Annotated in this window: 19 protein-coding genes; 9 read left to right on the forward strand and 10 right to left on the reverse strand. The window is 72.2% G+C overall.

All coding sequences use genetic code 11. The annotated features are described in order from the left end of the window. Positions 1-92: 92 nt before the first annotated feature. The gene (locus H1A17_RS35490; protein ID WP_194821185.1) at positions 93-1667 is read left to right on the forward strand and encodes a trypsin-like serine protease; all 1575 of its coding nucleotides are present in this window, start codon (positions 93-95) and stop codon (positions 1665-1667) included. A 95-nt stretch (positions 1668-1762) separates the two neighbouring features. Next, positions 1763-4378: a valine--tRNA ligase gene (valS, locus tag H1A17_RS05060; RefSeq protein WP_194821186.1), complete on the forward strand. Its 2616-nt coding sequence runs from the start codon at positions 1763-1765 to the stop codon at positions 4376-4378. Between the two features lie 119 nt (positions 4379-4497). Here the strand turns inward: valS and H1A17_RS05065 are convergent, their stop codons facing one another. The 7 genes from H1A17_RS05065 to H1A17_RS05095 form a co-directional block, all read right to left on the reverse strand. Continuing rightward, positions 4498-5208, reverse strand: coding sequence for an ABC transporter permease (locus H1A17_RS05065; RefSeq protein ID WP_145921647.1), 711 nt, complete (start codon positions 5206-5208; stop codon positions 4498-4500). Next, positions 5208-6158 carry an ABC transporter ATP-binding protein gene (locus H1A17_RS05070; RefSeq protein WP_088647152.1) on the reverse strand — a complete coding sequence of 317 codons (951 nt, stop codon included), beginning with the start codon at positions 6156-6158 and terminating at the stop codon, positions 5208-5210. Before H1A17_RS05070 ends, H1A17_RS05065 begins: the two co-directional genes overlap by 1 nt. Continuing rightward, entirely contained in the window at positions 6155-7036 is an 882-nt protein-coding gene (locus tag H1A17_RS05075; protein ID WP_145921648.1) for an ABC transporter permease, read from the reverse strand. Before H1A17_RS05075 ends, H1A17_RS05070 begins: the two co-directional genes overlap by 4 nt. Next, positions 7029-7943 (reverse strand): ABC transporter ATP-binding protein, encoded by a 915-nt coding sequence (locus H1A17_RS05080; protein WP_194821187.1) that lies wholly within the window; start codon positions 7941-7943, stop codon positions 7029-7031. The genes H1A17_RS05075 and H1A17_RS05080 overlap by 8 nt, the downstream gene beginning before the upstream one ends. Before the next feature lie 110 nt (positions 7944-8053). After that, on the reverse strand, positions 8054-9835 hold the full coding sequence (locus tag H1A17_RS05085; protein WP_194821188.1) for a CotH kinase family protein: 1782 nt from the start codon (positions 9833-9835) through the stop codon (positions 8054-8056). Beyond that, positions 9835-10512 (reverse strand): DUF4956 domain-containing protein, encoded by a 678-nt coding sequence (locus H1A17_RS05090; RefSeq protein ID WP_145921651.1) that lies wholly within the window; start codon positions 10510-10512, stop codon positions 9835-9837. Before H1A17_RS05090 ends, H1A17_RS05085 begins: the two co-directional genes overlap by 1 nt. Before the next feature lie 6 nt (positions 10513-10518). Then, entirely contained in the window at positions 10519-11445 is a 927-nt protein-coding gene (locus H1A17_RS05095; protein WP_145921652.1) for a polyphosphate polymerase domain-containing protein, read from the reverse strand. Between the two features lie 175 nt (positions 11446-11620). On the opposite strand from H1A17_RS05095, the gene H1A17_RS05100 reads away from it, so the two are divergent. The 4 genes from H1A17_RS05100 (at position 11621) to galT (ending at position 15848) form a co-directional block, all read left to right on the forward strand. Further along, positions 11621-12208, forward strand: coding sequence for a DM13 domain-containing protein (locus H1A17_RS05100; RefSeq protein ID WP_194821189.1), 588 nt, complete (start codon positions 11621-11623; stop codon positions 12206-12208). 127 nt (positions 12209-12335) lie between these two features. After that, entirely contained in the window at positions 12336-13865 is a 1530-nt protein-coding gene (cysC, locus tag H1A17_RS05105; protein ID WP_145921654.1) for an adenylyl-sulfate kinase, read from the forward strand. Positions 13866-13968: 103 nt separating this feature from the next. Continuing rightward, positions 13969-14775 carry a DeoR/GlpR family DNA-binding transcription regulator gene (locus H1A17_RS05110; RefSeq protein ID WP_145921655.1) on the forward strand — a complete coding sequence of 269 codons (807 nt, stop codon included), beginning with the start codon at positions 13969-13971 and terminating at the stop codon, positions 14773-14775. After that, complete coding sequence (gene galT, locus H1A17_RS05115) at positions 14772-15848, forward strand: galactose-1-phosphate uridylyltransferase (RefSeq protein ID WP_194821190.1); 1077 nt, start codon at positions 14772-14774, stop codon at positions 15846-15848. The genes H1A17_RS05110 and galT overlap by 4 nt, the downstream gene beginning before the upstream one ends. A gap of 303 nt (positions 15849-16151) precedes the next feature. Here the strand turns inward: galT and H1A17_RS05120 are convergent, their stop codons facing one another. Further along, on the reverse strand, positions 16152-17369 hold the full coding sequence (locus H1A17_RS05120; RefSeq protein ID WP_145921657.1) for an NADP-dependent isocitrate dehydrogenase: 1218 nt from the start codon (positions 17367-17369) through the stop codon (positions 16152-16154). Positions 17370-17612: 243 nt separating this feature from the next. Here H1A17_RS05120 and H1A17_RS05125 point away from each other — a divergent pair, with 243 nt between their 5' ends. Continuing rightward, a complete protein-coding gene (locus H1A17_RS05125; protein WP_194821191.1) occupies positions 17613-17819 on the forward strand; it encodes a hypothetical protein in 207 nt (68 codons plus the stop codon). Between the two features lie 295 nt (positions 17820-18114). On the opposite strand, the gene H1A17_RS05130 is transcribed toward H1A17_RS05125, so the two are convergent. Next, complete coding sequence (locus H1A17_RS05130; RefSeq protein ID WP_145921659.1) at positions 18115-19065, reverse strand: malate dehydrogenase; 951 nt, start codon at positions 19063-19065, stop codon at positions 18115-18117. Positions 19066-19259: 194 nt separating this feature from the next. Continuing rightward, positions 19260-20120, reverse strand: coding sequence for a bifunctional methylenetetrahydrofolate dehydrogenase/methenyltetrahydrofolate cyclohydrolase (locus H1A17_RS05135; RefSeq protein ID WP_145921660.1), 861 nt, complete (start codon positions 20118-20120; stop codon positions 19260-19262). A gap of 405 nt (positions 20121-20525) precedes the next feature. Between H1A17_RS05135 and H1A17_RS05140 the strand changes: the two genes are divergently transcribed. Both H1A17_RS05140 and H1A17_RS05145 read left to right on the forward strand, forming a co-directional pair. Then, complete coding sequence (locus H1A17_RS05140) at positions 20526-22130, forward strand: ABC transporter substrate-binding protein (RefSeq protein ID WP_194821192.1); 1605 nt, start codon at positions 20526-20528, stop codon at positions 22128-22130. Between the two features lie 152 nt (positions 22131-22282). After that, positions 22283-23221, forward strand: coding sequence for an ABC transporter permease (locus H1A17_RS05145; protein ID WP_194821193.1), 939 nt, complete (start codon positions 22283-22285; stop codon positions 23219-23221). Positions 23222-23228: the final 7 nt, after the last annotated feature.

Consider the following 23228-nt stretch of genomic DNA (forward strand, 5'->3'; position numbering starts at 1 on the left):
TCGATGGGCCTCGCCCCTGTTCCCACCGGTCCGACCGGTCGGGCGGGCGTGGCGGGGTCGATCGCATCGCCGGCATACGGGGAGGTTGCGGCGTGCGGATCCGTGGACGAGTGGTGCTGGCGGCGGCGCTGGCGCTGAGCACGGTGGGGACGACCGGGGTGGCGTTGGCCGTGGACCGGGGCGCCGGTCCGGCCGGCGGACCGACAGGTGGCACCTGGGCGGCCGGGGCGGTCCCGGTCGCCGGGCAGGCCCATGCGGCGACCCGCACCGACGCCGGTGGCCGGGCCGCGACGCCTGCCGCACCGCGCCCGGCGCCGGTGGCGAGCCGCCCGGCGGCCCAGGTCGCCCAGGCGGCCCCCGCCTCGGTGAGTTACCTCAGCGACCGTTACCGGGTCTCCCCCGACGAGGCCGCCCGCCGGCTGGCCCTCCAGGAACTGTCCGCGCCGCTGGCCGACACCCTGGCTGCCCGCTTCCCCGACGCGTACGCCGGGATGTGGCTGGACCAGGCCGGCGGCGGGGTGCTCACCATCGCCGCCACCGACCCGGCCCGGGTCACCGGGGCGGTCGCCGGGCTGCCGGACGCCCGGCACGTCACCGTCGTGCCGGCCCGGCACTCGCGGCGCGACCTGGACGCGGCGGCGATCCGGCTGGCCGGGACGCTGGGCGTCACCGCCGGGCGGGACGTGCTGGTCGACGAGCGGGCCAACGAGGTGCTGGTGCTGACCGGCGACGCGGTGCCGGCCGGTGACACCCGGCTGGCCGGCGCGCTCGACTCGGCCGGGGTGCCGGTGCGGACCCGGGCCCGGCTCGACGACGGCACGATCCCCAAGGCGTGCGACCCGCGCTACTGCGCGCAGGCGCCGATGCGCGGCGGCATCCGGCTGGACGTGCCCCGCGACGACGGCACCGTCGGCGGCTGCACCACCGGCTTCAACGTCCGGGCGAAGTCGGGGCGGTACTACGTGCTGACCGCCGGGCACTGCGTGGTCGGCGGCCGGCACCAGCGCGTGGACGACACCTGGCACCAGTTCCTCGGGCCGAAGGTGCCGGTGGGCATCGAGTCGACCAACCCGGTGCTGGCCGAGAACGCGTTCCCCTACGACTACTCGGTCCTGCCCTACGCCGAGGGGGCCAGCACCCGCTGGGCGTACCCGAGGCGCGGTGTCGGCAGCACGCCGAGCCTGGTCAACTACTGGTGCGTGGCCGACAATCCGGCCTGCGCCAGCAGGGGCAGCCGCGACGTGCCGATCACCGGCGTCACCGCGTACTCCGCCGTGCAGGCCGGCTGGGTGGTCTGCGCCACCGGCTCGGCGTACACCCCGAAGGCCGGCGAGCAGTACGTCGACTCGGGCGCGGGGGCCGGCTACCTGCCGGGCACCCGCTGCGGCGAGGTCATCGGCAAGGCCAGTGGCGGCATCGACGTACGGGTGTGCGCCCGGCCGGGTGACAGCGGCGGCCCGCTGTTCACCGAGTCCGACGGGCGGGCCCTGGGCATCCTGAGCAACGGTGACGACGGCGAGGGGCCCTGCACCAACCCCAACGAGAAGAACACCTACGCGCCGGTCTCGGTGATCCTCGACCGGGTCAACGGCCGCACCGGGCTCGACTTCCAGATCGCCACCAAGGGGCCGCTGCTCGCCCCACCCACCGGCTCCTCGAACCGGTAGCCGGGGCGGGGCGCACGCCGGGCACCCGGTGCGGTACTGCCGGCGTGCACGGTAAAGCCGTGGGCGGAAGGTCGACGGCTGCCTACCATCGACCGATGACTGATACGGCGAGGACGGCCCGCGCCGGTGTTCCCGAACGTCCCACCCTGGACGGCATCGAGGAGCGCTGGGCGCGCCGCTGGCAGGAGGAGGGCACGTACGCGTTCGACCGGGAGAAGGCGACCGTAGCGGGTCGCGGGTCGACGGCGGGGACCCCGCGTCGGCACGGTCGCGGCGACGACGTGTACGCCATCGACACCCCGCCACCGACCGTATCCGGCGAGCTGCACATGGGGCACGTCTTCTCGTACACGCACACCGACACGGTGGCCCGGTTCCAGCGGATGCGCGGGCGCAACGTGTTCTACCCGATGGGCTGGGACGACAACGGCCTGCCCACCGAACGCCGGGTGCAGAACGTCTACGGGGTGAGCTGCGACCCCTCCCTGCCGTACGACCCGGCGTGGCAGCCGCCCGACGCCCCGGTCACCGAGGCCCGCCGCCGGGAGCCGACGCCGATCTCCCGCCGCAACTTCGTCGAGCTGTGCGCGCGGTTGACCGCCGACGACGAGCAGGTCTTCGAGGCGCTCTGGCGGCGGCTCGGGCTGTCGGTGGACTGGTCGTTGACGTACACCACGATCGGGCGGGCGGCGCGGGCCACCTCGCAACGGATGTTCCTGCGCAACCTGGCCCGGGGTGAGGCGTACCAGGCGCAGGCGCCGACGCTCTGGGACGTCGGGTTCGGCACCGCCGTGGCCCAGGCGGAACTGGAGGACCGGGAGCGCCCCGGGGCGTACCACCGGCTGCGGTTCACCGGGCCGGACGGGCGGGAGGTGCTGATCGACACCACCCGGCCGGAGCTGCTGCCGGCCTGTGTGGCGGTGGTCTGCCACCCCGACGACGAGCGGTACGCCGACCTGGTGGGCGCGACCGTGCGTACCCCCGTGTTCGGGGTCGGGGTGCCGGTGCGCGCGCACCCGCTGGCGGACCCGGCGAAGGGCACCGGCGTCGCGATGGTCTGCACGTTCGGCGACCTGACCGACGTGACCTGGTGGCGGGACCTCGACCTGGCGACCCGGGTGGTGATCGGCCGGGACGGCCGGCTGCTGGCCGAGCCGCCGGCCGGCGTGCCGGCCGGACCCTACGCCGCGCTTTCCGGGCAGTCGGTCAACGCCGCCCGGCGGGCCGTGGTGGAGCTGCTGCGCGGGGCCGGTGACCTGGTGGGTGAGCCGCGCGAGATCACCCATCCGGTGAAGTTCTACGAGCGCGGCGACCGGCCGCTGGAGATCGTCTCGACCCGGCAGTGGTACCTGCGCAACGGCGGCCGGGACGCCGGACTGCGGGCGGAGCTGCTGGCCCGGGGCGACGAGCTGCGCTGGGTGCCGGAGCACATGGGGCACCGGTACGCGCACTGGGTGGGCGGGCTGACCGGGGACTGGCTGGTCAGCCGGCAGCGCTTCTTCGGGGTGCCGGTGCCGGTGTGGTACCGGCTCGACGCCTTTGGCGAGCCGGACCATGCCAACCCTCTCACACCGGACGAGGCGTCGCTGCCGGTCGACCCGTCGGGTGAACCGCCGCCCGGCTACGACGAGTCGCAGCGCGGCGTGCCCGGCGGGTTCGTCGGTGACCCGGACGTGCTGGACACCTGGGCCACCTCCTCGTTGACCCCGCAGATCGTCGGCGGCTGGGAGACCGACCCGGAGTTGTTCGACCGGATCTTCCCGATGGACCTACGCCCGCAGGGGCAGGAGATCATCCGGACCTGGCTCTTCGGCACCGTCGTGCGCGCCCACCTGGAGCACGGGGTGTTGCCCTGGCGGGACGCGTTGCTCTCCGGCTGGATCCTCGACCCGGACCGCAAGAAGATGTCCAAGTCCAAGGGGAACGTGGTCACCCCGATGGCGCTGCTGGAACAGCACGGCTCGGACGCGGTGCGCTACTGGGCGGCCAACGGCCGGCCCGGCATGGACCTGGCCTTCGACCCGGCGCAGATCAGGGTGGGGCGGCGGCTGGCCACCAAGCTGCTCAACGCGTCGAAGTTCGCGCTCGGGCTGGGTGCCGCCGACGCGCTGCGCACCCCGGCGACCACCCCGCTGGACACCGCCCTGCTCGCCGAACTGTCCACCGTGGTCGCCACCGCGACCACCGCCTTCGACGGGTACGACCACACGACCGCGTTGCAGGTCACCGAGGCGTTCTTCTGGCGGTTCTGCGACGACTACATCGAGTTGGTGAAGGAACGCGCCTACGGCACCGGGCCGGGTGCCGACTCGGCCCGGGCGGCGCTCGCCACCGCCCTGTCGGTGCAGTTGCGGCTGTTCGCCCCGGTGCTGCCGTACGTGACCGAGGAGGTCTGGTCGTGGTGGCGGTACGGCTCGGTGCACCGGGCCACCTGGCCCACCACGTACGAGGTGGGGCGGGCGATCACCGGCACCGGTGACCCGGCGTTGTTCCGGCTGGCCGGGGACGCCCTGGCCCAGGTGCGCCGGGCCAAGTCGGAACGCAAGCTGTCGATGCGGGCGGAGATCCCGCTGGCCGAGGCGCTGGGCCCGGCCGCCCTGCTCGACCAGCTCACCCTGGTCGCCGACGACGTGCGCGCCGCCGGCCGGATCACCACCCTGGACCTGCTCCCCGACCGCACCCCCGAACTCGTCATCGCCAGCGCCTTCTGAGGCGGGTCGGCGGGTTGGCGCCAGATGGCCGATGTGGCGGTATCCAGGCGAGTGGATACCGCCACATCGGCGCAATCGTGTCGATCATCGGCCGGCCGGGCAGGACCGGCCGGGCCGGGTCAGCTGGTTTCGCCGGCGATGCTGAAGGAGCGGAGCCGGTCGATGGCCAGCACGGTGAAGCCGACGCTGACCAGGGCGGTCAGCACCGCCGCCACCGGCACCGACACGGTGGTCGACAGCAGGTCGGTGGGGGCGATCTTGTCGGCCAGGGCGATCACCCACTGCTGGATCGACAGCACCCGGGTGCCGCTGACGAAGTTGCCCAGCAACCCCTCCCAGATCAGCACGTAGACCAGGCCGAGCAGCACCGGCCGCCGGGTGACCAGGCTGAGCGCCAGGAACAGCGCCGAGTAGGCCAGCGCGCCGAGCGCCGAGGCGGCGACCAGGCCCAGGCCGAGGCGTACCGAATCGGCGAGCACGCCCGCGACGTAGAGCGGCACGGCGACGGTGACCGCGCTGACCCCGGCGGCCACCGCGAGTTTCGGCAGCACGATCTGCCAGCGGGGCAGCGGCTTGGTCAGGATGTGCACCACGGTGCCGTCGTCGATCTCCGCGCCCAGCACGCCGGTGCCGACGATGAGCGCGACCACCGGCAGCACCACGGCCAGCCCGAGGCCGACCAGCACCGGCGGGGCCCACTGGCCCGGGTCCACCCCGAGCGACCGGCACAGGACGGCGAGCAGCACCAGCACCGCCGGCAGCGGCAGCAGCATGAGGAACCGGCGACGGCCGAACAGCCCGCGCGCGGTGATCCAGGAAACGGTCGACATCAGGCCTCCACCAGGTAGGAGAAGACGCTCTCCAGGGATTCGTCCTCGGGGGTCAACTGCCGGACCCGGATCTGCCGGGCGAGCGCGATCTTGGGCAGCGCCCGGGTGAACGCGCCGTAGTCGCCGGCGCGTACGGTCAGGCCGGTCTTGTCCAGTTCGACGCCCGCGACCGACGGGTCGGCCATCAGCGCCACCGCCAACGCCCGGTCGTCGGTGGAGCGGACCGCGAAGACGTGCGGCCGGTTGGTCATCAGCCGGCGGATGGTCCGGAAGTCGCCGGAGGCGGCCAGCCGGCCGGCCACCATCACCTGCACCGTGCCGGAGACCTGCTCGACCTCCTCCAGGATGTGCGAGCTGAACAGGATCGTCCGCCCGGCGTCGCCGAGGGAGTGCAGCAGGCCCATCATGTGCAGCCGCTGGCGCGGGTCCATCCCGTTGAACGGCTCGTCGAGCAGCAGCACCTGCGGGTCGTGCACCAGTGCGGCGGCCACCCGGGTACGTTGCCGCATCCCCTTGGAGTACGTGCCGATCCGGCGGTCCTGCGCGTCGGTCATCTCGACCAGCTCGATCGCCCGGCGGGCGGCGGCCTCCGGGTCGGGCAGCCGGTGCAGCTTCGCGCTGGCCAGCACGAACTCGCGGGCGGTGAGGAACGAGTGCACCGCCTCCCGCTCGCTGACCAGCCCCAGCCGGCGGTAGACGGCCGGGTTGCGCCAGGTGGACTCCCCGTCGAGGGTGAGCGTGCCCCGGGACGGGGCGAGGAAGCCGGCCATCATGTGCAGCAGGGTGGTCTTGCCGGCGCCGTTCGGGCCGAGCAGGCCGGTCACCCCGGGGCCGAGCCGCATGGTGACGTCGTTGACCGCCACCACGTTGCCGTACCAGCGGGAGACCCCGGCGAGATCCAGGGTGCTGGTGGTGGCCACCGGCCGGGCGTCGGTGTCGAGTGTGGTCATCGGGCGGCCACCTTCCGGTATCGCAGCAGCAGCAGGGCGGTGCAGGCGGCGACCAGCAGCGCGGTGACGACCGCGTAGACCGGGCCGAAACCGCCGATCGGCGGGCCGGTGCCGGCACCCGGGTAGAGCAGGTCCTGCAACGCCCACGAGCCGACCCCCTGCACCAGCGTCGACGGGGAGGCCAGGAGGGCCAGCTCGTTGACGGCCTGCGAGGGCAGGATCGACAGCACCCCGACGATCGGGGTGGTCATCAGGAAGACCGCCACGATCCCACCGGCGGCGAAGGCCCGCTTGCCGGTGAGCGAGGCGACCAGCAGCCCGATCGCGGCGAAGACCACCGCCCACAGCCCGGCGTAGAGCAGGCCGGGCAGCAGGTCCAGCAGCTCGTTCCAGGTCCCGCGCAGGCCGTCGGGGGTGGTGAACGCCGCCCCCAGGAACATCACCAGTTGCGGCCCGCCCAGCAGCAGCCACAGCGCGCTGGTCAGGGACAGCAGCTTGGCCAGCGCGTAGTCGTCGCGCGGCAGCGGCCGGGAGAAGTACAGCGGGAGCACGCCGCTGCGCAGGTCCCGGGAGACCAGCTCGGGGGCGGCCACCGCGACGAAGAAGATGACCAGCCAGCTCATCGCGTCGGCGAACTGGGCGTACGTCATCACCACCTCGCCGATCTGGCTGCGGACGGCGGTGAGGCCGGCGGCCACCACGGTCACGATGCCGACCACCAGCCAGGGGAAGATCTTCGCCTTGGCGCTGCGGCCCAGCCCGAAGACCGTCCGCAGGCCGTGCAGGTAGAGCGCACCGAAGACGTGCCGGCGGCCCAGCCTCGGGCCGGTGTACCGCTGGTAGCCGATGTCGTGGATGACGCCGGTCGGCTCAGACATTGCTGGGCTCCCTCGGGGCGAAGAGTTCGGCCACCCGGTGCCGGCGCTGGTCCAGCCGGTGCAGCGGCAGGTCCAGCTCGGCGACCGCGCCGAGGATCAGGTCGTAGGTACGCTCGTCGGCCAGCGGGACGAGCAGCATCCGGCCGTCGCGGGTCACCGGCAGGTCGAGCGCGGCGAGCCGGCCGGCCAACTGGTCGGTGCCCTCGCTGACCTCGACGGCGAGCAGGTCGGTGGCCGAGGTCATCGCGTCGATCCGGTCGGCGCGCAGCAGCCGCCCGCCGTCGATGGCGACCAGGGTGTCGCAGATCCGCTCCACCTCGCCGAGCAGGTGCGAGCAGACCAGGACGGAGATGCCGAACTCGGTGCCGATCCGGTGGACCAGGGCGAGCATGGCGTCCCGGCCGGCCGGGTCGAGCCCGTTGGTGGGCTCGTCGAGCAGCAGCAGGTCCGGGTCGTGCACCAGGGCCTGGGCGAGCTTGACGCGCTGCTTCATACCGGTGGAGTAGCCGCCCAGCGGGCGGTACCGCTCCTCGTAGAGGCCGACGTGGCGCAGCGTCTCGGAGGCTCGCTCGCGGGCCACCGTGCGGGGCAGGCCGCTCATCCGCCCGAGGTGGGTGACGAGTTCGGCGGCGGAGAGGTCGGGTGGAAGCGCCTCGTGTTCGGGCATGTAGCCGACCCGGGCGCGGACCGCCGCCGGATCGGTGGTGGGGTCGAGGTCGAGCACGGAGACCCGTCCGCTGGTCGGCGGGAGCAGGCCCAGCAGAATCTTGATCAGGGTCGACTTGCCGGCGCCGTTCGCGCCGACCAGACCGATGATCCCCGGCTCGACCGCGACGGTCAGGTCGGCCAGCGCGGTGACCCGGCCTCCGTACGTCTTGGTGAGCGACTCGGTCGCGATCAGTGTCACGTCCGCCAGCCTAGGGAGCGCCCACCCTGGCGGGTATCCGGAATCGCCCGGGGACTTCCCTGAGGTCGGGACGGGACGCGGGCCCGGTGCCGGCCCGCGTCCCGTCGGCTTCAGCTCCGGGCGATCACCTCGTGCTTGGCCAGGCTCTCGGTCCGCTGGCCGATGAGGGTACGCAGCCGGGCCGCGTCGGAGTCGACGGCGGCGGCGTCGACCCCCTCGACGCCCTTCAGCGTCGTGCTGATCGCGGTGAGCGACTCCGCCGCCTTCCCGCTGCCGTAGACCTGCTGGTACAGCTCCCGGTAGGCGTCCTCGTAGGTCTCCTTGAAGGCGTCGTCGGCGAGGAAGCGCTCCTTGAGCTTGTGGCCCGTCATCATCCCGCCGCGCGGACCACCCCCGTCGGCAGCACCCCGGGCGCCCGGTCCGGCCGGCTGTCCGGCCTGGCCGGCGGGCAGACCCGGTTGCCCGGGTTGCTGACCGGTCCCGCCCGGTGCGGCCTGGCCCGGGGCCGCGCCGTCGGCACCGGCCGCGCCGGGGCCGCCCCGGCCCATGCCCAACCCGCCGCTGTCGTGCGGGCCCTGGCTGGCGTTGCCGCTGAAGGTCAGGTTGTGGTCCCAGCTGATCACGCTGAACTTCTTCGTCCCCAGGTCGTACCAGAGGTAGTAGTTCTTCCCCGGGCCGGCCATGTCGTCGAAGTTGAGCAGCAGATTCTGCAACGCGACGTACCGGGCGAAGGACGCCACGTCGACCCTGTCGGCGAGGTGCGCGGCGAACTCCTCGTCGCTTGCCGAGTTCACCCACCGGATCAGGTTCATCACCGGTTGCAGGTCCTGGCTGCCCTTCATGGTGATCTGCTTGAAGTCGTCGGCGTACTCGGTCGGATCGTCACCCTGGTCGGTGAAGCTGCCGCTGGCCAACGACTTGTAGAGCACCCCCGTGCCGTCCATCTGATCGGCGAAGTGTTCGTCCGGGTGCTCGACCAGCAGCCGGGCGGTGGTGGGCCGGTCGTTGACGCTGAACGAGGAGTACGCGTACCGCTGCGCGGGCTCACCCGTGGCGTCGAGCAGCGACAGCGACAGGGCCTCGTTGAGCACCGTCGAACCGCCGCCCATGCCGCCCACCCGCACGGCCACCTCCCGGTGCCCCTGGTAGCGCCGGCCGTCGACGAACTCGTCGAAGCTGATCAGCCACGGCAGCGTCTCCGGCTCCTCGGCCTTCAACGCCATCCGGGTCATCCCACCGGGAAACTGGCCGCCACCGGGCTGCTGACCACCCTGCTGCTGACCACCGGGAAGACCACCGGGCTGCTGACCGCCACCGGGCTGCTGCTGGCCACCGGGGGCAGCACCGGCCGGCGGTCCCCCTTCGGGCAGCCCACCGGGGAACCCTTCGGGCAGCCCGTCGGGCGGACCCCCGGGGAACCCACCGTCCGGTCGCGGCCCGCCGCCGCCCTCCCTGCCGCCGAAGCCGCGTGTCTCGCCCTTCCAGCTGAGCTGGCCGAGCGTCGAGTTGCCCTTGAGTCGGATGCCCACGCTGGGGATCGTGGTCCCGTCGACGGTGAGGTCGGCCTCGACGTACCCCTTCTCACCCTCCTTCCAGTACCCGTCGAGCATCCGCTCGTAGTCCGCGTCCCGGAAGGTCAGCGAGATCTCGTGCGCCCGCCCGGGGTCGAAGAGATCGACGGTGCCGGCGACGTCCACGCTCACCACGTCGCCCCCGGAGTCCCCGGTGCTGGTCACGTAGGGGCGGATCCGTTCCGTGCCCAGCACCAGGGTCAGCACGGCGAGGAACGCCGCGCAGGTGGTGAGCAGCTTCCAGTTCTGCCGCACCCGGACCGGCAGCCGGCGACGCAGCCGGCGCGGCAGAACCGACCGGGTACGCAGGGACTGCGCCATCACAGGTCCGTCTGGTCGTAGCCGGTCAGCACGGTCACCCGCTGGCCCGAGGTCCGCTCGCTGAGCGCGCTGATCAGGTCGCCCGGCTCGCCGCCCTTCTTCAACCGGACCGTGTACGTCATCTCGGTGAGCGCACCGGCCCGGATCGTCTCCATGCTGACCAGCTCGAACTCGGTGGTGTGCCGGACCAGCACGTCCTGGATGTCGGCGGTGTGGTTGCCACCGGCCGGGACCTGGACCTTGACCACCTGCCGCTGCACGTTCAGCGCGAACCAGTTGAACCGGTACATCACCACGATGATCAGGCTGATCGCCACGGCGGCGGCGACGGCCAGGCTGTAGAACCGGGTGCCGCAGGCCATCCCGACGCCCATCACCAGGAAGATGAAGCCGACGTCGCGGGTCTCCTTGATGGCGTTGCGGAACCGCACCACCGACAGCGCGCCGACCAGGGCGAACGCGCGGGCGATGTTGGAGCCCACCACCAGCATGATCAGCGAGATCAGCATGCCCAGGATGATCAGCGTCTGGACGTACGACTGGCTGTACGACACGTTGCGGTGGGTGGCCCGGTAGACCCAGCCGATCATCGCGCTGAGCAGGAAGGACAGGGACAGCGTGAGGGCGATGTCGCCCGCGCTGAAGGTGCCGGACAGGTCCTGGAACGTGATGTCCATCGGGGTTCAGGCCTCGTTTCTCGGGGTGGGGGCCGCCAACTCGGCGGCGGGGTCGGCGTCCTGGACGTGGAAGATCGAGCGCGGCACCCGGCCGAACGCCTCGACGCTCTGGCAGTACTTGGAGACCCGCACCACCGACAGCTCGGCCCGGCCGGCCAGGTCGGTGAGCCAGTACGGAACCCGTTCGTTCGCCTTGACCTCGACGATCGACTTCGAGGCCGGGATGATCAGGCGGTTCTCGGCGTCCGCGCCGAGGTGGAAGTCGCGGTCCCGGCCGCGTACCCGGTGGTCGAGGGTGACCCGCAGGCCCAGGTCGGCCTCCTGGCCGACGAACGCCTCACGCTGGTAGCCGGTCATCGCCACCGGGCGCAGGTCGAGGCCGGAGACGAGTTCCAGCACCTCCTCGACGAAGCCGCGTTGGGAGGGGTCGTGTTCGATCATGACCCGCTCGTCGCAGAGCCGGCGGGCCACCCGGTACGGCACCGCGATCCGGCGCTTCTGGGTGACCCGGTTGACCCGCTGCTTGATCTCGACGTGCACGGTCCCGTCGTCGGTCACGCCGGACCGGTCGCCGTAATGGCGTACCCGCAGCTTGCGACGGAACTTCAGCCCTTCGATCTTCTCCCAGTAGAACCGCAGGTCGGTGGTGTCGTAGTAGACGCTCCAGACGCCGTAACCACCGTCACCGCCGTGCGCGTCGGGCACCATCCGGGCGGCGAGTGCGGCCCGCAACGCCGGCACCCTCGTCGTCTCGACCAGGTACTTGATCTCGTACCGGTTGAACGCGTGCAGCTTGCTCGGCGCCCGTAGGGCGTGGCCGGTGTGGTCGGTGTCGCCGTGCCGGGTCGACGACTCGCGATGCCCTCCGGCGGAGGGTTCGGTGGCGGTGGACGGATCGGCTCTGGGGGTCCGGCGGGGGAACCGTGGTCGCATGCGGTGGGCGCTTTCTGGTCGCGAAAGGGTCGCAGGCAGCCAAGGTGACCGGACCGGAAAGTCGATATGAACGACCTATGAATGAGCTATGGATCGTGGATGTCCGGCGACGGTAAGGCTTTCGTAACGGCGTCGGGCGGTGACCGGCCGCCGTTGTCCGGCGAGACTGGGCGGCATGTCCCGTCGCCTGTTCCGTACCCCGCTGACCTGGGTCGCCGTCGCCGTCATCGGCATCGGGGCCGCCTTCGGGCTGTACTGGTTCCAGCCCTGGAAGGTGGTGACCGACCGCCAGGTCGACGAACGGCTCTCCGGAGTGGAGGATGCCGCCCCGACCGGGAGCGCGCCCGCCGCCCCGCCGGCCGTCCTGCCCCGGGCGACGCCCGCGACCAGTCCGACGGCCACCCGCCCGGTGCTGGTCAGCCGGGGTGAGTTCGTCAGTCACGAACACGACACCTCGGGCACCGCCCGGATCGTCCGCACCGCCGACGGTCGGCACCGGCTGGAACTGGTCGGGCTGGACACCTCCAACGGCCCGGACCTGCGGATCTGGCTCTCCGACCAGCCGGTCCGCACCGGCCGAGCCGGTTGGCACGTCTTCGACGACGGCCGCCGGGCGGAGCTGGGCCGGCTCAAGGGCAACCGGGGTGACCAGGCGTACGCCGTCCCGGCCGGCACCGACCTCGCCGAGCTGACCAGTGTCACCATCTGGTGTCAGCGATTCGCCGTCTCGTTCGGTGCCGCGTCCCTGGTCCCGACCGGTTGACTCCCCCCAACGACCGGTCGGGACAGGCCGCCGATGATCCACTTCCGGGTCGGCAGTGGAGTGGCGCTCTCGACCGATCGCCGGCCGGCTGAGAAACTGTGAGCCGGCCAGCGAGTGAGGGGTACGGATGAGCAACGGTTCAGTGCTGCCCGAGGACGTGCTGCGGGACGCCCCCGCGTACGCGCCGCGCCCCGGTGAGCTGGCCGATCTGGAGTTGTTGCTGAGTGGGGCGTACACCCCGCTGGCCGGCTTCATGACCCGCGCCGACCTGGCCTCCCTGCAGCGTCGCGGTCGACTGGCCGACGGCACGTCCTGGCCGGTCCCGGTGACCCTCCAGGTGCCCACCGCCGTCGCCGACGGGCTGGACCCGGCCGACCCGGGCCGGCGGACGCTGGTGCTCACCGACGGCGAGGGCGCCCCGGTGGCCGGCCTGGAGGTGACCGACGTCTGGTCGGTCCGCGAGGGCGTGGCCGGGCTGGGCGGCCCGGTGCGCCGGCTCGGCGACGGCGGGCACGGCCCGTTCCAGCGGCTGCGCCGGGGCCCGGACGAGGTACGCCCGCTGCTGCCGCCGGGCCGGGTGCTCGGGGTGATCGCCGACCGGCCGCTGCACCGGCCGCAGCTGGCGCAGATCGCGCACGCGGCCCGTACCCTCGGCGCGCATCTGCTGGTGATGATCCCGGTCGGCGAGGACGGCGCGGGTGGGCTGCCCACCGAGGCCCTGGTCCGCAGCATCTTCGCCGCCCGCGACCGGATGCCCCCGGCGACGCTGGTCGCCGTCCCGCTGCCCCGCCGGGCCGACGAGATCAGCGACGCGCTGCTGCGGGCCCGGATCTCCGCCGCCTACGGGGTGACCCACCTGCTCTCCACCGGCGGCATGCTCTCCGGAGCGGGGCTGCGGGTGCTGGTCCCCCGCGAGCTGGCCTACGACAGCCGGGACGGCCAGTGGCGCTGGCGGGACGACATCCCGCCGCGCAACCGCAAGCTGGCGCTGAGCGAGGCGGAGATCGACGACCTGCTCGACCGGGGTTTCCCGTTGCCCGAGTGGCACACCCCGCCGGCGGTGGCCAAGGAGCTGAGCCGGGCCCGTCCGCCGCGCCGGCACCGGGGGCTGGTGGTCTTCCTCACCGGGCTCTCCGGCTCCGGCAAGTCGACCATCGCCCGGGGCCTGGCCGATCTGCTGCGGGAGCAGGGCGACCGGACGATCACCCTGCTCGACGGCGACGTGGTGCGCCGGGAGTTGTCGGCCGGGTTGACCTTCAGCCGGGCCGACCGGGACGCCAACGTCCGCCGGATCGGCTGGGTGGCGGCCGAGATCGCCCGGCACCGGGGGGTGGGGATCTGCTGCCCGATCGCCCCGTACGCGCAGGCGCGGGCCGCCGTGCGGGAGATGGCCCGGTCGGCCGGGGCGGGTTTCCTGCTGGTGCACGTGGCCACCCCGTTGGAGGTGTGCGAGCAGCGCGACCGCAAGGGTCTGTACGCCCGCGCCCGCGCCGGCCTGCTCACCGGGATGACCGGCATCGACGACCCGTACGAGACGCCGACCGATGCCGATCTGGTGGTCGACACCACCGACCAGAGCATCGACGAGGCGGTGCAGGCGGTGATGACCCATCTGACCGAGACCGGGTGGGTGGAGCCGCGGCTGCCGTCCGCCTGACCTCGGGGGTTCCACTTCCGCCGCTGCCTGCTGCGCGCTAGTGTTCAATCTTGTTGGAACACGTTCGAGCGCGTGCAGGTGCGGGGGCCCGGGAGGTACGGCGATGCTGGCGCGGCAGCGACAGGCGACCATCCTCGACCGGGTCCGCACCGCCGGTGGTGTCCGGGTCACCGAGCTGGCCGCCGAGTTCGGTGTCTCCGACATGACCATCCGGCGTGACCTGGACGCGCTGCACGACCGGGGCCTGCTGGCCAAGGTGCACGGCGGGGCCACCGTCACCGACCCGGGCTCGACCGACGAACCGGGCTTCCACGCCAAGTCCGTCCGGCAGTCCGCCGAGAAGGCCGCGATCGCCACCCGGGCCGCCGAACTGGTCCGCCCGGGTGCGGCGGTCGCCCTCTCCGCCGGCACCACCACCGCCGAGCTGGCCCGCCGCCTGGTCGACGTGCCGGGGCTGACCGTGGTGACCAACTCGCTGCCGGTGGCCGAGATCCTGCACACCGCCGGCCGCCCCGACCAGACCGTGGTGCTGACCGGCGGGGTACGCACCCCGTCCGACGCGCTGGTCGGCCCGCTGGCCGTGGAGGCCATCCGCTCGCTGCACCTGGACCTGCTCTTCCTCGGCGTGCACGGGATCACCGAGCGGGCCGGCTTCACCACCCCGAACCTGATGGAGGCGGAGACCGACCGGGCCCTGGTGGAGGCCGCCGACCGGCTGGTCGTCCTCGCCGACCACACCAAGTGGGGCACCGTCGGCATCTCCTCCATCGTCGGCCTGAGTGCCGCCGACGTGCTGGTCAGCGACGACCGGTTGGCCCCCGAGGCGCGCCGGGTGATCGACGAGAAGGTGGGCGAACTGGTGATCGTGACAGGCACGGGCCGGGCGACCGGGCGGGAGACGACGCGGTGAAGCGTACGGCGATCGAGTTGGCCGACGGCCGCGAGCTGATCTACTTCGACGAGCGCGACGACGCCGTCCGGGACCAGCCGGACCGGCGGGAGCTGCCGCCGCCCCCGCCCGCCTCCCAGCTGCGCTACGACCCGCTCACCGACGAGTGGGTGGCGGTGGCGGTGCACCGGCAGACCCGGACCTTCCTCCCACCGGCCGACCAGTGCCCGCTGTGCCCGTCGCGGGGGGACCGGCACAGCGAGATCCCCGCGCCCGACTACGACGTGGCGGTCTTCGAGAACCGGTTCCCCTCGCTGAGCCAACGGATCGCCGACGAGCCGGCCGAGATCACCGCGTTCACCCCGGTCCGTCCCGGCCAGGGGCGCTGCGAGGTGGTCTGCTTCACCGACGACCACGAGGCGTCCTTCGCCAGCCTCTCCCCCACCCGGGTCCGGCTGGTGCTGGACGCGTTGGCCGACCGGACCACGGCCGTCGGCGCGCTGCCCGGGGTGGAGCAGGTGTTCTGCTTCGAGAACCGGGGCGTGGAGATCGGGGTGACCCTGCACCACCCGCACGGCCAGATCTACGCGTACCCGTTCGTCACGCCGCGTACCCGGTCGCTGCTGGCGGCGGCCCGCCGGCACGCGGAGCGCACCGGCGGCGGCAACCTCTACGCCGACGTGCTCGCCGCCGAACGCGCCGACGGTGACCGGGTGGTCGCCGCCAACGGGCACTGGACGGCGTACGTGCCGGCGGCGGCCCGCTGGCCGTTCGAGGTGCACGTCGCGCCGCACCGGCCGGTGCCGGACATCCCGGCGCTCGACGACGCCGAGCGGGACGCCTTCGGCCCGCTCTACCTGGACGTGCTGCGCCGGTTCGACGGGCTGTTCGACCTGCCCATGCCGTACATCGCCGCCTGGCACCAGGCGCCGGTGCGGATCGACCGGGAGCTGGGCCACCTGCACCTGCAACTGTTCAGCGTCCGGCGGGCGAGGGACAAGCTGAAGTACCTGGCCGGTTCCGAGTCGGGCATGGGGGTCTTCATCAACGACATCGCCCCCGAGCGGGCCGCCGAACTGCTACGCGCCGCCTGACCCCGGAGGCAGGGCGCGGGGGGCCCCGGAACAGGGCCCCCCGCGGGGAAGGGACGGCTGGCTGTGCTCGACAGCCGGGAAGGCTGGCCGGTCGGCACCGGTGCCGTGCGGCGACCGACGACAACCTCCCTGGACGCGACTGGCACCACGTCCACCCAGCTCAACGACCTGTTTCCGGGCCGGTGACGCGGCCGTCACCCGGACGGGTGGCGGCTGCGGGACACCGCGGTGCGCGGGCGTCGCACCGGAGACGACGGAACCCGCCGGCGGTCCGCCGGCGGGTTCCGTGGGTACGGGCGATGCTCAGGCGCCGAGCTTGCGCGCCAGGTTCTCGTCGAGGGTGTTCATGAACTCGTCGGTGGTCTGCCACGGGGCGTCCCGCGAGATCAGCAGCGCGAGATCCTTGGTCATCTGGCCGCTCTCGACGGTGTCGACGATGACCTGCTCCAGCGTGTCGGCGAACTCGGTGACCGCCGGGGTGCCGTCCAGCTTGCCCCGGTGGGCGAGGCCCCGGGTCCAGGCGTAGATCGAGGCGATCGGGTTGGTCGAGGTCTTCTCGCCCTTCTGGTACTGCCGGTAGTGCCGGGTGACGGTGCCGTGGGCGGCTTCCGCCTCGACGGTACGGCCGTCCGGGGAGAGCAGCACGGAGGTCATCAGGCCGAGCGAGCCGAAGCCCTGCGCGACGGTGTCGGACTGCACGTCACCGTCGTAGTTCTTGCAGGCCCAGACGTAGCCGCCCTCCCACTTGAGCGCGGCGGCGACCATGTCGTCGATGAGCCGGTGCTCGTAGGTGAGGCCGGCGGCGGCGAACTCGTCCTTGAACTCGTTCTCGAACACCTCGGCGAAGAGGTCCTTGAACCGGCCGTCGTACGCCTTGAGGATGGTGTTCTTGGTCGACATGTAGACCGGGTAGTTGCGGTCCAGGCCGTACCGGAACGAGGCGCGGGCGAAGTCCCGGATCGACTCGTCGTAGTTGTACATGCCCATGGCGATGCCGCCGCCGGGGAAGTTGGCGACCTCCATCTCCATCGGGGTGCCGCCGTCGGCCGGGGTGTAGGTGATGGTGACCGTGCCCGGACCGGGGACCACGAAGTCGGTGGCCTTGTACTGGTCGCCGTGCGCGTGCCGGCCGATGATGATCGGCTTGGTCCAGCCCGGGACGAGCCGCGGCACGTTCGACATGATGATCGGCTCGCGGAAGACCACGCCGCCGAGGATGTTACGGATGGTGCCGTTCGGCGACCGCCACATCTTCTTGAGGCCGAACTCCTCCACCCGGGCCTCGTCCGGGGTGATGGTGGCGCACTTGACGCCGACGCCGTGCTCCTTGATGGCGTTCGCGGCGTCGATGGTCACCTGGTCGTCGGTGGCGTCCCGGTGCTGGATCGACAGGTCGTAGTAGTGCAGGTCGACGTCGAGGTAGGGCAGGATCAGCTGCTCGCGGATCTGCTTCCAGATGATCCGGGTCATCTCGTCGCCGTCGAGCTCCACGACCGGGTTGTTTACCTTGATCTTCGCCATCGGCCGGCGCTCCTCTCGGGGGACACGTGCTCAAGCAGTACGAGCGTACTGGAAACCGGTCGGCGGCACCGAGCCGGCCTCCACCCGGCGGCCCCGGCCGGCGGAAAAACGCCGGGTGGGCCACGGCCGGCCCTGGCAGGATCACCGGATGCCGGCCAGCCGCACCCTCGGGTCTATCACGGTCAACGCCCTCACCGACCGTTCTTCCAGCCCTGCGCAAGGCATTCACCGGGGCGACCGGCCGTGGAGAGCATCAACCCGGGGCCGCCGGCCGGCCTGGTCGCGCCGTTGCGCACCGCCGGCCAGCTCCGGGTGGTCGACGGTGACGCCCCCCTCACCCCGGGGGTACGTCCGCTGCCCACCCGGGGCACACCCCCGGCCACCAGTCCGTGCTGGTCGACACCGGCGACGGCCGCGTCCTGCTCACCGGCGACCTGCTGGTGCACGTGACCCGGGCCCCGCCTGCGCCCACGGGGCTTACCCGGCAACCTCCCGCCGCTGGCGCACCACCCTGCTCTCGACCAACTCGCCGACACCCCCACCCTCTCTCCCCTCCCCCGCTCTCCCCGCCCGCCCCGGCGCTGATCGGGCCCGCCCCGCCCCGGCCGCCCCGCCCCGGCGCGGGGGCGGGCCGGGCCGGGCGATCGGCGGAGAGGGCGGCCGGCGGGGCGGGACGGTGGGCGGGGACGGCGCAGGGGCGGGACGGCGGGAGCCGTCCCGCCCCTGCGGCGGATGGTTCAGTGGATCACATGTTGGCGACGTCGGCCTGCTTGGCGCGGACGGCCTCGGCGGCCTCCTTGAGGCTGGCCAGCTCGTCGGCGTCCAGGTCGGTCTCGACGACCCGCTTCACGCCCTCGGCGCCGATCTCGGCCTCGACGCCCAGGTAAACCCCGGCGATGCCGTACTCGCCGTCGACCCAGGCGCAGACCGGCATGACCGCGCCGGAGTCCTCGGCCACGGCCCGCGCCATCCGGGCGGCGGCGGCCGACGGCGCGTAGTACGCCGAACCGGTCTTGAGCAGCGCGACGACCTCGGCGCCACCGTTGCGGGTCTTGACGACCAGTTCCTCGATCTGCTCGGCGGGCATCGCGTCGCGCAGCGGCCGGCCGTCGACGGTGCTCTTCGAGGGCACCGGGACCATCGTGTCGCCGTGCGAGCCGAGGGTCAGCGTCTTCACCGACTTCACCGGTACGTCGAGGGCCTCGGCGACGAAGTTGGTGAACCGGGCGGTGTCGAGCATGCCGGCCTGGCCGAGCACCCGGTTCTTGGGGAACTGGGTGGCGAGCTGGGCCAGCGCGGTCATCTCGTCGAGCGGGTTGGACACCACGATGACGACGGCGTTCGGGGCGTACTTGGCGACGTTCTCGGCGACCTGCCGCACGATCTTGGCGTTGGTCTCCAGCAGGTCCATCCGGCTCATGCCCGGCTTACGGGGCAGACCGGCGGTGATCACGACGACGTCCGAGCCCTCGATGGCCTCGTAGCCCTCGCCGTTGGGGCCGGTGGTGACGCCGACGACCTTGGTCTCGAAGCCCTCGACCGCGCGGGACTGGTTGAGGTCCAGCGCGAGGCCCGCCGGCTTGCCCTCCACGATGTCGGTGATGACGACGGTGTCGAAGACGTCGTACTCGGCCAGGCGCTGTGCGGTGGTGGAGCCGTAGAAGCCGGCCCCGACGACAGTGACCTTCTTACCCATGGTCGTCCCACTCCCTGCTACCAGTCGGTTTTCCCGACCGTAACAGTCACCCCGGCACCGTTTCGGCCAGGGGCGGCGACCGTCCCCGGGATGGGGCCAACGTCACCACCGCCCGGTTCCCGGCGGGTGGCGCGCCGGGCGGGGAGGTCGGCTGCGGGGCACTGCCGCCGAGCAGGCGAGACGAGCGGGGGAGGTCAGCCGCGCTCGGCGCGTTCGACGACGTTGGTGAGCAGCATGGCCCGGGTCATCGGCCCGACACCGCCGGGCATCGGGGCCAGCCGACCGGCCACCTGCGCCACCTCCGGGTCCACGTCGCCGGTGTAGCGGCCCTTGCCGTCGTCGCCGATCACCCGGGTGATGCCGACGTCCACCACGGTGGCGCCCGGCGTGATCATGTCGGCGGTGAGCAGGCCGGGCACCCCGGCGGCGACGATGACGATGTCGGCGGCGCGGGTGTGCGCGGCGAGGTCGAGGGTGCCGGTGTGGCAGAGGGTGACTGTCGCGTTCTCGCTGCGCCGGTTGAGCAGCAGGCCGAGCGGGCGGCCGACGGTGTTGCCCCGGCCGACGAGGGCGACGTTGGCGCCGCGCAGCGGCACGTCGTACCGGCGGAGCAGCTCGACGATGCCGCGCGGGGTGCAGGGCAGCGGGCCGTCGTAGCCGAGCACCAGCCGGCCCAGGTTCACCGGGTGCAGGCCGTCGGCGTCCTTGTCCGGGTCGATCATCTCCAGGGCCCGCTGGGTGTCCAGGTGCGCCGGCAGCGGCAGCTGGACGATGTAGCCGTGGCAGCCCGGGTCGGCGTTCAGCTCGGCGAGGACGTCGTCGAGCTGCTGCTGGGTGGCGTCGGCGGGCAGTTCGCGGCGGATCGAGGCGATGCCCACCTCGGCGCAGTCGCGGTGCTTGCCGTTGACGTACGCCTCCGAGCCGGGGTCCGTGCCGACCAGGACCGTGCCCAGGCCGGGGGTGACCCCGCGCTCGGCCAACGCCTTGACCCGTACCCGCAGCTCGTCCTTGATCTCGGCCGCGGTCGCCTTGCCGTCCAGGATGATCGCCGTCACGACCAGATCGTCTCATGGCCGGCGGACGGCGGACCGACGACGGGGAACCCGTGACTTTCCGTGAGGTGCCATTACTCACCCTGAGTGACTACATGCGGGTCGGCCCACCTGCCGTTCCGGACGGGCGGGTCGCGTCGGGCCCGGACCGGACATCCGGCGACGCCGGCACCAGACGGCCCGACGGGACCCCGGAACCACCCTAGACACCCCCGACTCACGCAGGATTTCGTCCGATCGTTATACCAGCGGCGGTCGCCGCCGACAAGGCAGGTGGCGGCGATCCGTTATGCGTTCGCAACGCTGCCGTTGTCGACGCGCCGGGCCCGGCCTACCGTTGCCGGACGTTGCGCAGAGTCACCCAACGCCGGGTCCGGCTGCGCTACGTGATGAGATGAGGAGACCCCCATGCGTGTGCGCAGGCTTGCCGCCTGGACCGCTCTCCCGCTCGCGGTGACGCTGGGCCTGGCGGCCTGCGGCTCGGGCGGCGGCAGCGGAACCGGCCGGTCCGACCCCGACGCGGCCGTGCGGATCGAGATCGCCGAACCGCAGCACCTGGTGCCGACCAACACCAACGAGACCAGCGGCTCCCAGGTGCTCGCCGCCCTGTTCAGCCCACTCGTCGACTACGACGAGGCCAACAAGCCCCACGAGGTGGCGGCCGAGTCGGTCACGTCGTCGGACAACCGGGTCTGGACGGTCAAGCTCAAGGACGGCTACACCTTCCACAACGGCGAGAAGGTCACCGCCGACAACTACCTCGACGCCTGGAACTACGGCGCCTACGCCCCCAACGGGCAGAACTCCAGCTACTTCTTCGAGAAGATCGCCGGGTACGCCGACCTCCAGGGCGACAAGCCGGCCGCCGAGCGGCTGTCCGGGCTGAAGAAGGTCGACGACCTGACCTTCACCGTCACGCTGACCGAGCCGTACAGCGAGTTCAAGTCGATGCTCGGGTACACCGCCTTCTACCCGCTGCCGAAGGCCGCCTTCTCGGGCCCCGGCGTGCTCAAGGAGGGCTACGAGCAGGCCCCGGTCGGGCAGGGCCCGTTCCGGATGAAGGGCTCCTGGCAGCACGACGCCAAGGTCGAGGTGGAGCGCTACGACGCCTTCCCCGGCGAGCAGCCGAAGGTGGGCGGGGTCGAGTTCCGGATCTACCAGCAGCCGACCGCCGCGTACGCGGACGTGCTCTCGGACAACCTCGACGTGATCAAGACGATCCCGACCGAGAACCTGTCCACCGCCGCCACCGACCTGGGTGACCGGTTCCGGCAGAGCCCCGCGTCGTCGTTGCAGGTGCTGGCCTTCCCGACCTTCCAGAAGGAGTTCAGCAAGCCCGAGGTGCGCAAGGCGATCTCGATGGCGATCGACCGGGACGAGATCACCAAGTCGATCTTCAAGGACTCGCAGCAGCCGGCCCGCTCGTTCGTCTCGCCGGTGGTCGCGGGCTACCGGGAGAACACCATCGGCACGGCCGGCGAGTTCGACCCGGCCAAGGCGAAGGCGGCGTACGAGGCCGCCGGCGGCCCGAAGCGGATCGAGCTGTCGTACAACGGTGACGGCGGGCACAAGGACTGGATCGACGCGACCTGCAACCAGCTCAAGGCCAACCTGGGCGTGGAGTGCGTCGGCACCGCCGAGCCCAAGTTCGCCGACCTGCTGACCAAGGTCAAGGCGAAGCAGCCGGTGGGCCTGTTCCGGATGGGCTGGGTGATGGACTACCCGTCGATGGAGAACTACCTCGGCCCGCTGTACAGCACCAACGGTTCGTCGAACTACTACGGCTACAGCAACCCCGAGTTCGACAAGCTCCTCGCCGAGGGCGCCAAGGCGCCGAACGAGGAGGCCGCGATCGCGAAGTACCAGGCGGCGGAGGACCTGCTGGCGAAGGACATGCCGGTGATCCCGCTGCGCTACGGCCAGAACAACTTCGGCCACTCGACCAAGGTGAAGAACGTGCAGATGGACCTCTTCGACCGGGTCGACCTGCTGAAGATCGAGGCGGTCAGCTAGGTCGGAAGGGCGTCGGCGGCGAGCGGGCCGCCGGCACGTGAAGGCGCGTCGGCGGCAACGGGGCCGTCGGCGGGGAGCAACGGGTCGGGTCATCGGTGGACGGTGACCCGACCCGCCTCCGTCTCCGCCGCTTTTGGGCAAGACTGCACATTATGTTCCGCTTCGTTCTGCGGCGTCTGCTCCAGATGGTCCTCGCCTTCTTCGGGACCACCCTGATCGTGTACGCCCTGATGTTCGCCGGCCAGGGCGACCCGATCCAGGCCCTGGCCGGCGAACGGCCGGTCACCCCGGCCCAGCGGGCGTACCTGACGGAGAAGTTCCACCTCGACCGCACCGGGATCGGCGGCTTCCTCTACCGCTACCTCGACTACCTCAAGAACCTGCTCCAGGGCGACCTCGGGCAGTCGCTGACCGGCCGGTCGATCGGGGACATCCTCGCCGCCGCCTGGCCGGTCACCGTCAAGCTGGCGCTGATCGCGATGGCCGTGACGATCCTGTTCGGGGTCACCGCCGGGGTGCTCGCCGGCATCCGCCGGGCCAGCCTCTTCGACAACGCCACCCTGGTGCTGACCCTGCTGGTGCTGGGCATCCCCACCATCGTGCTGGCCCCGCTCGCCCAGTACCTGCTCGGCGTCCGGTGGCCGGTCTTCCCCCCGACCGCCGGCGCCGACCCCGACCTGTACGCCCTGCTGCTGCCCGGCATCGTGCTCGGCTCGCTGTCGCTGGCCACCGCGCTGCGGCTGACCCGTACCTCGGTCGCCGAGAACCTGCGCGCCGACTACGTCCGCACCGCCCGGTCGAAGGGGCTGGCCCGGCGACGGATCATCGGCGTGCACGTGCTGCGCAACTCGCTCATCCCCGTGATCACCTTCCTCGGCGTCGAGCTGGGCAACCTGATGAGCGGCGCGATCATCACCGAGGGCGTGTTCAACATCCCGGGGGTCGGCTTCAACCTGTTCCGGGGCATCCGCACCGAGGACGGCCCGCTGGTGGTGGGCATCGTCAGCGTCCTCGTCGTGGTCTACCTCGTCGCCAACCTGGTGGTGGACGTCCTGTACGCCGTCCTCGACCCGAGGATCCGCTATGAGTGAACGCAGC

The organism is Micromonospora sp. S-DT3-3-22, from assembly GCF_015354745.1.
Taxonomy (GTDB): Bacteria; Actinomycetota; Actinomycetes; order Mycobacteriales; family Micromonosporaceae; genus Micromonospora; species Micromonospora wenchangensis.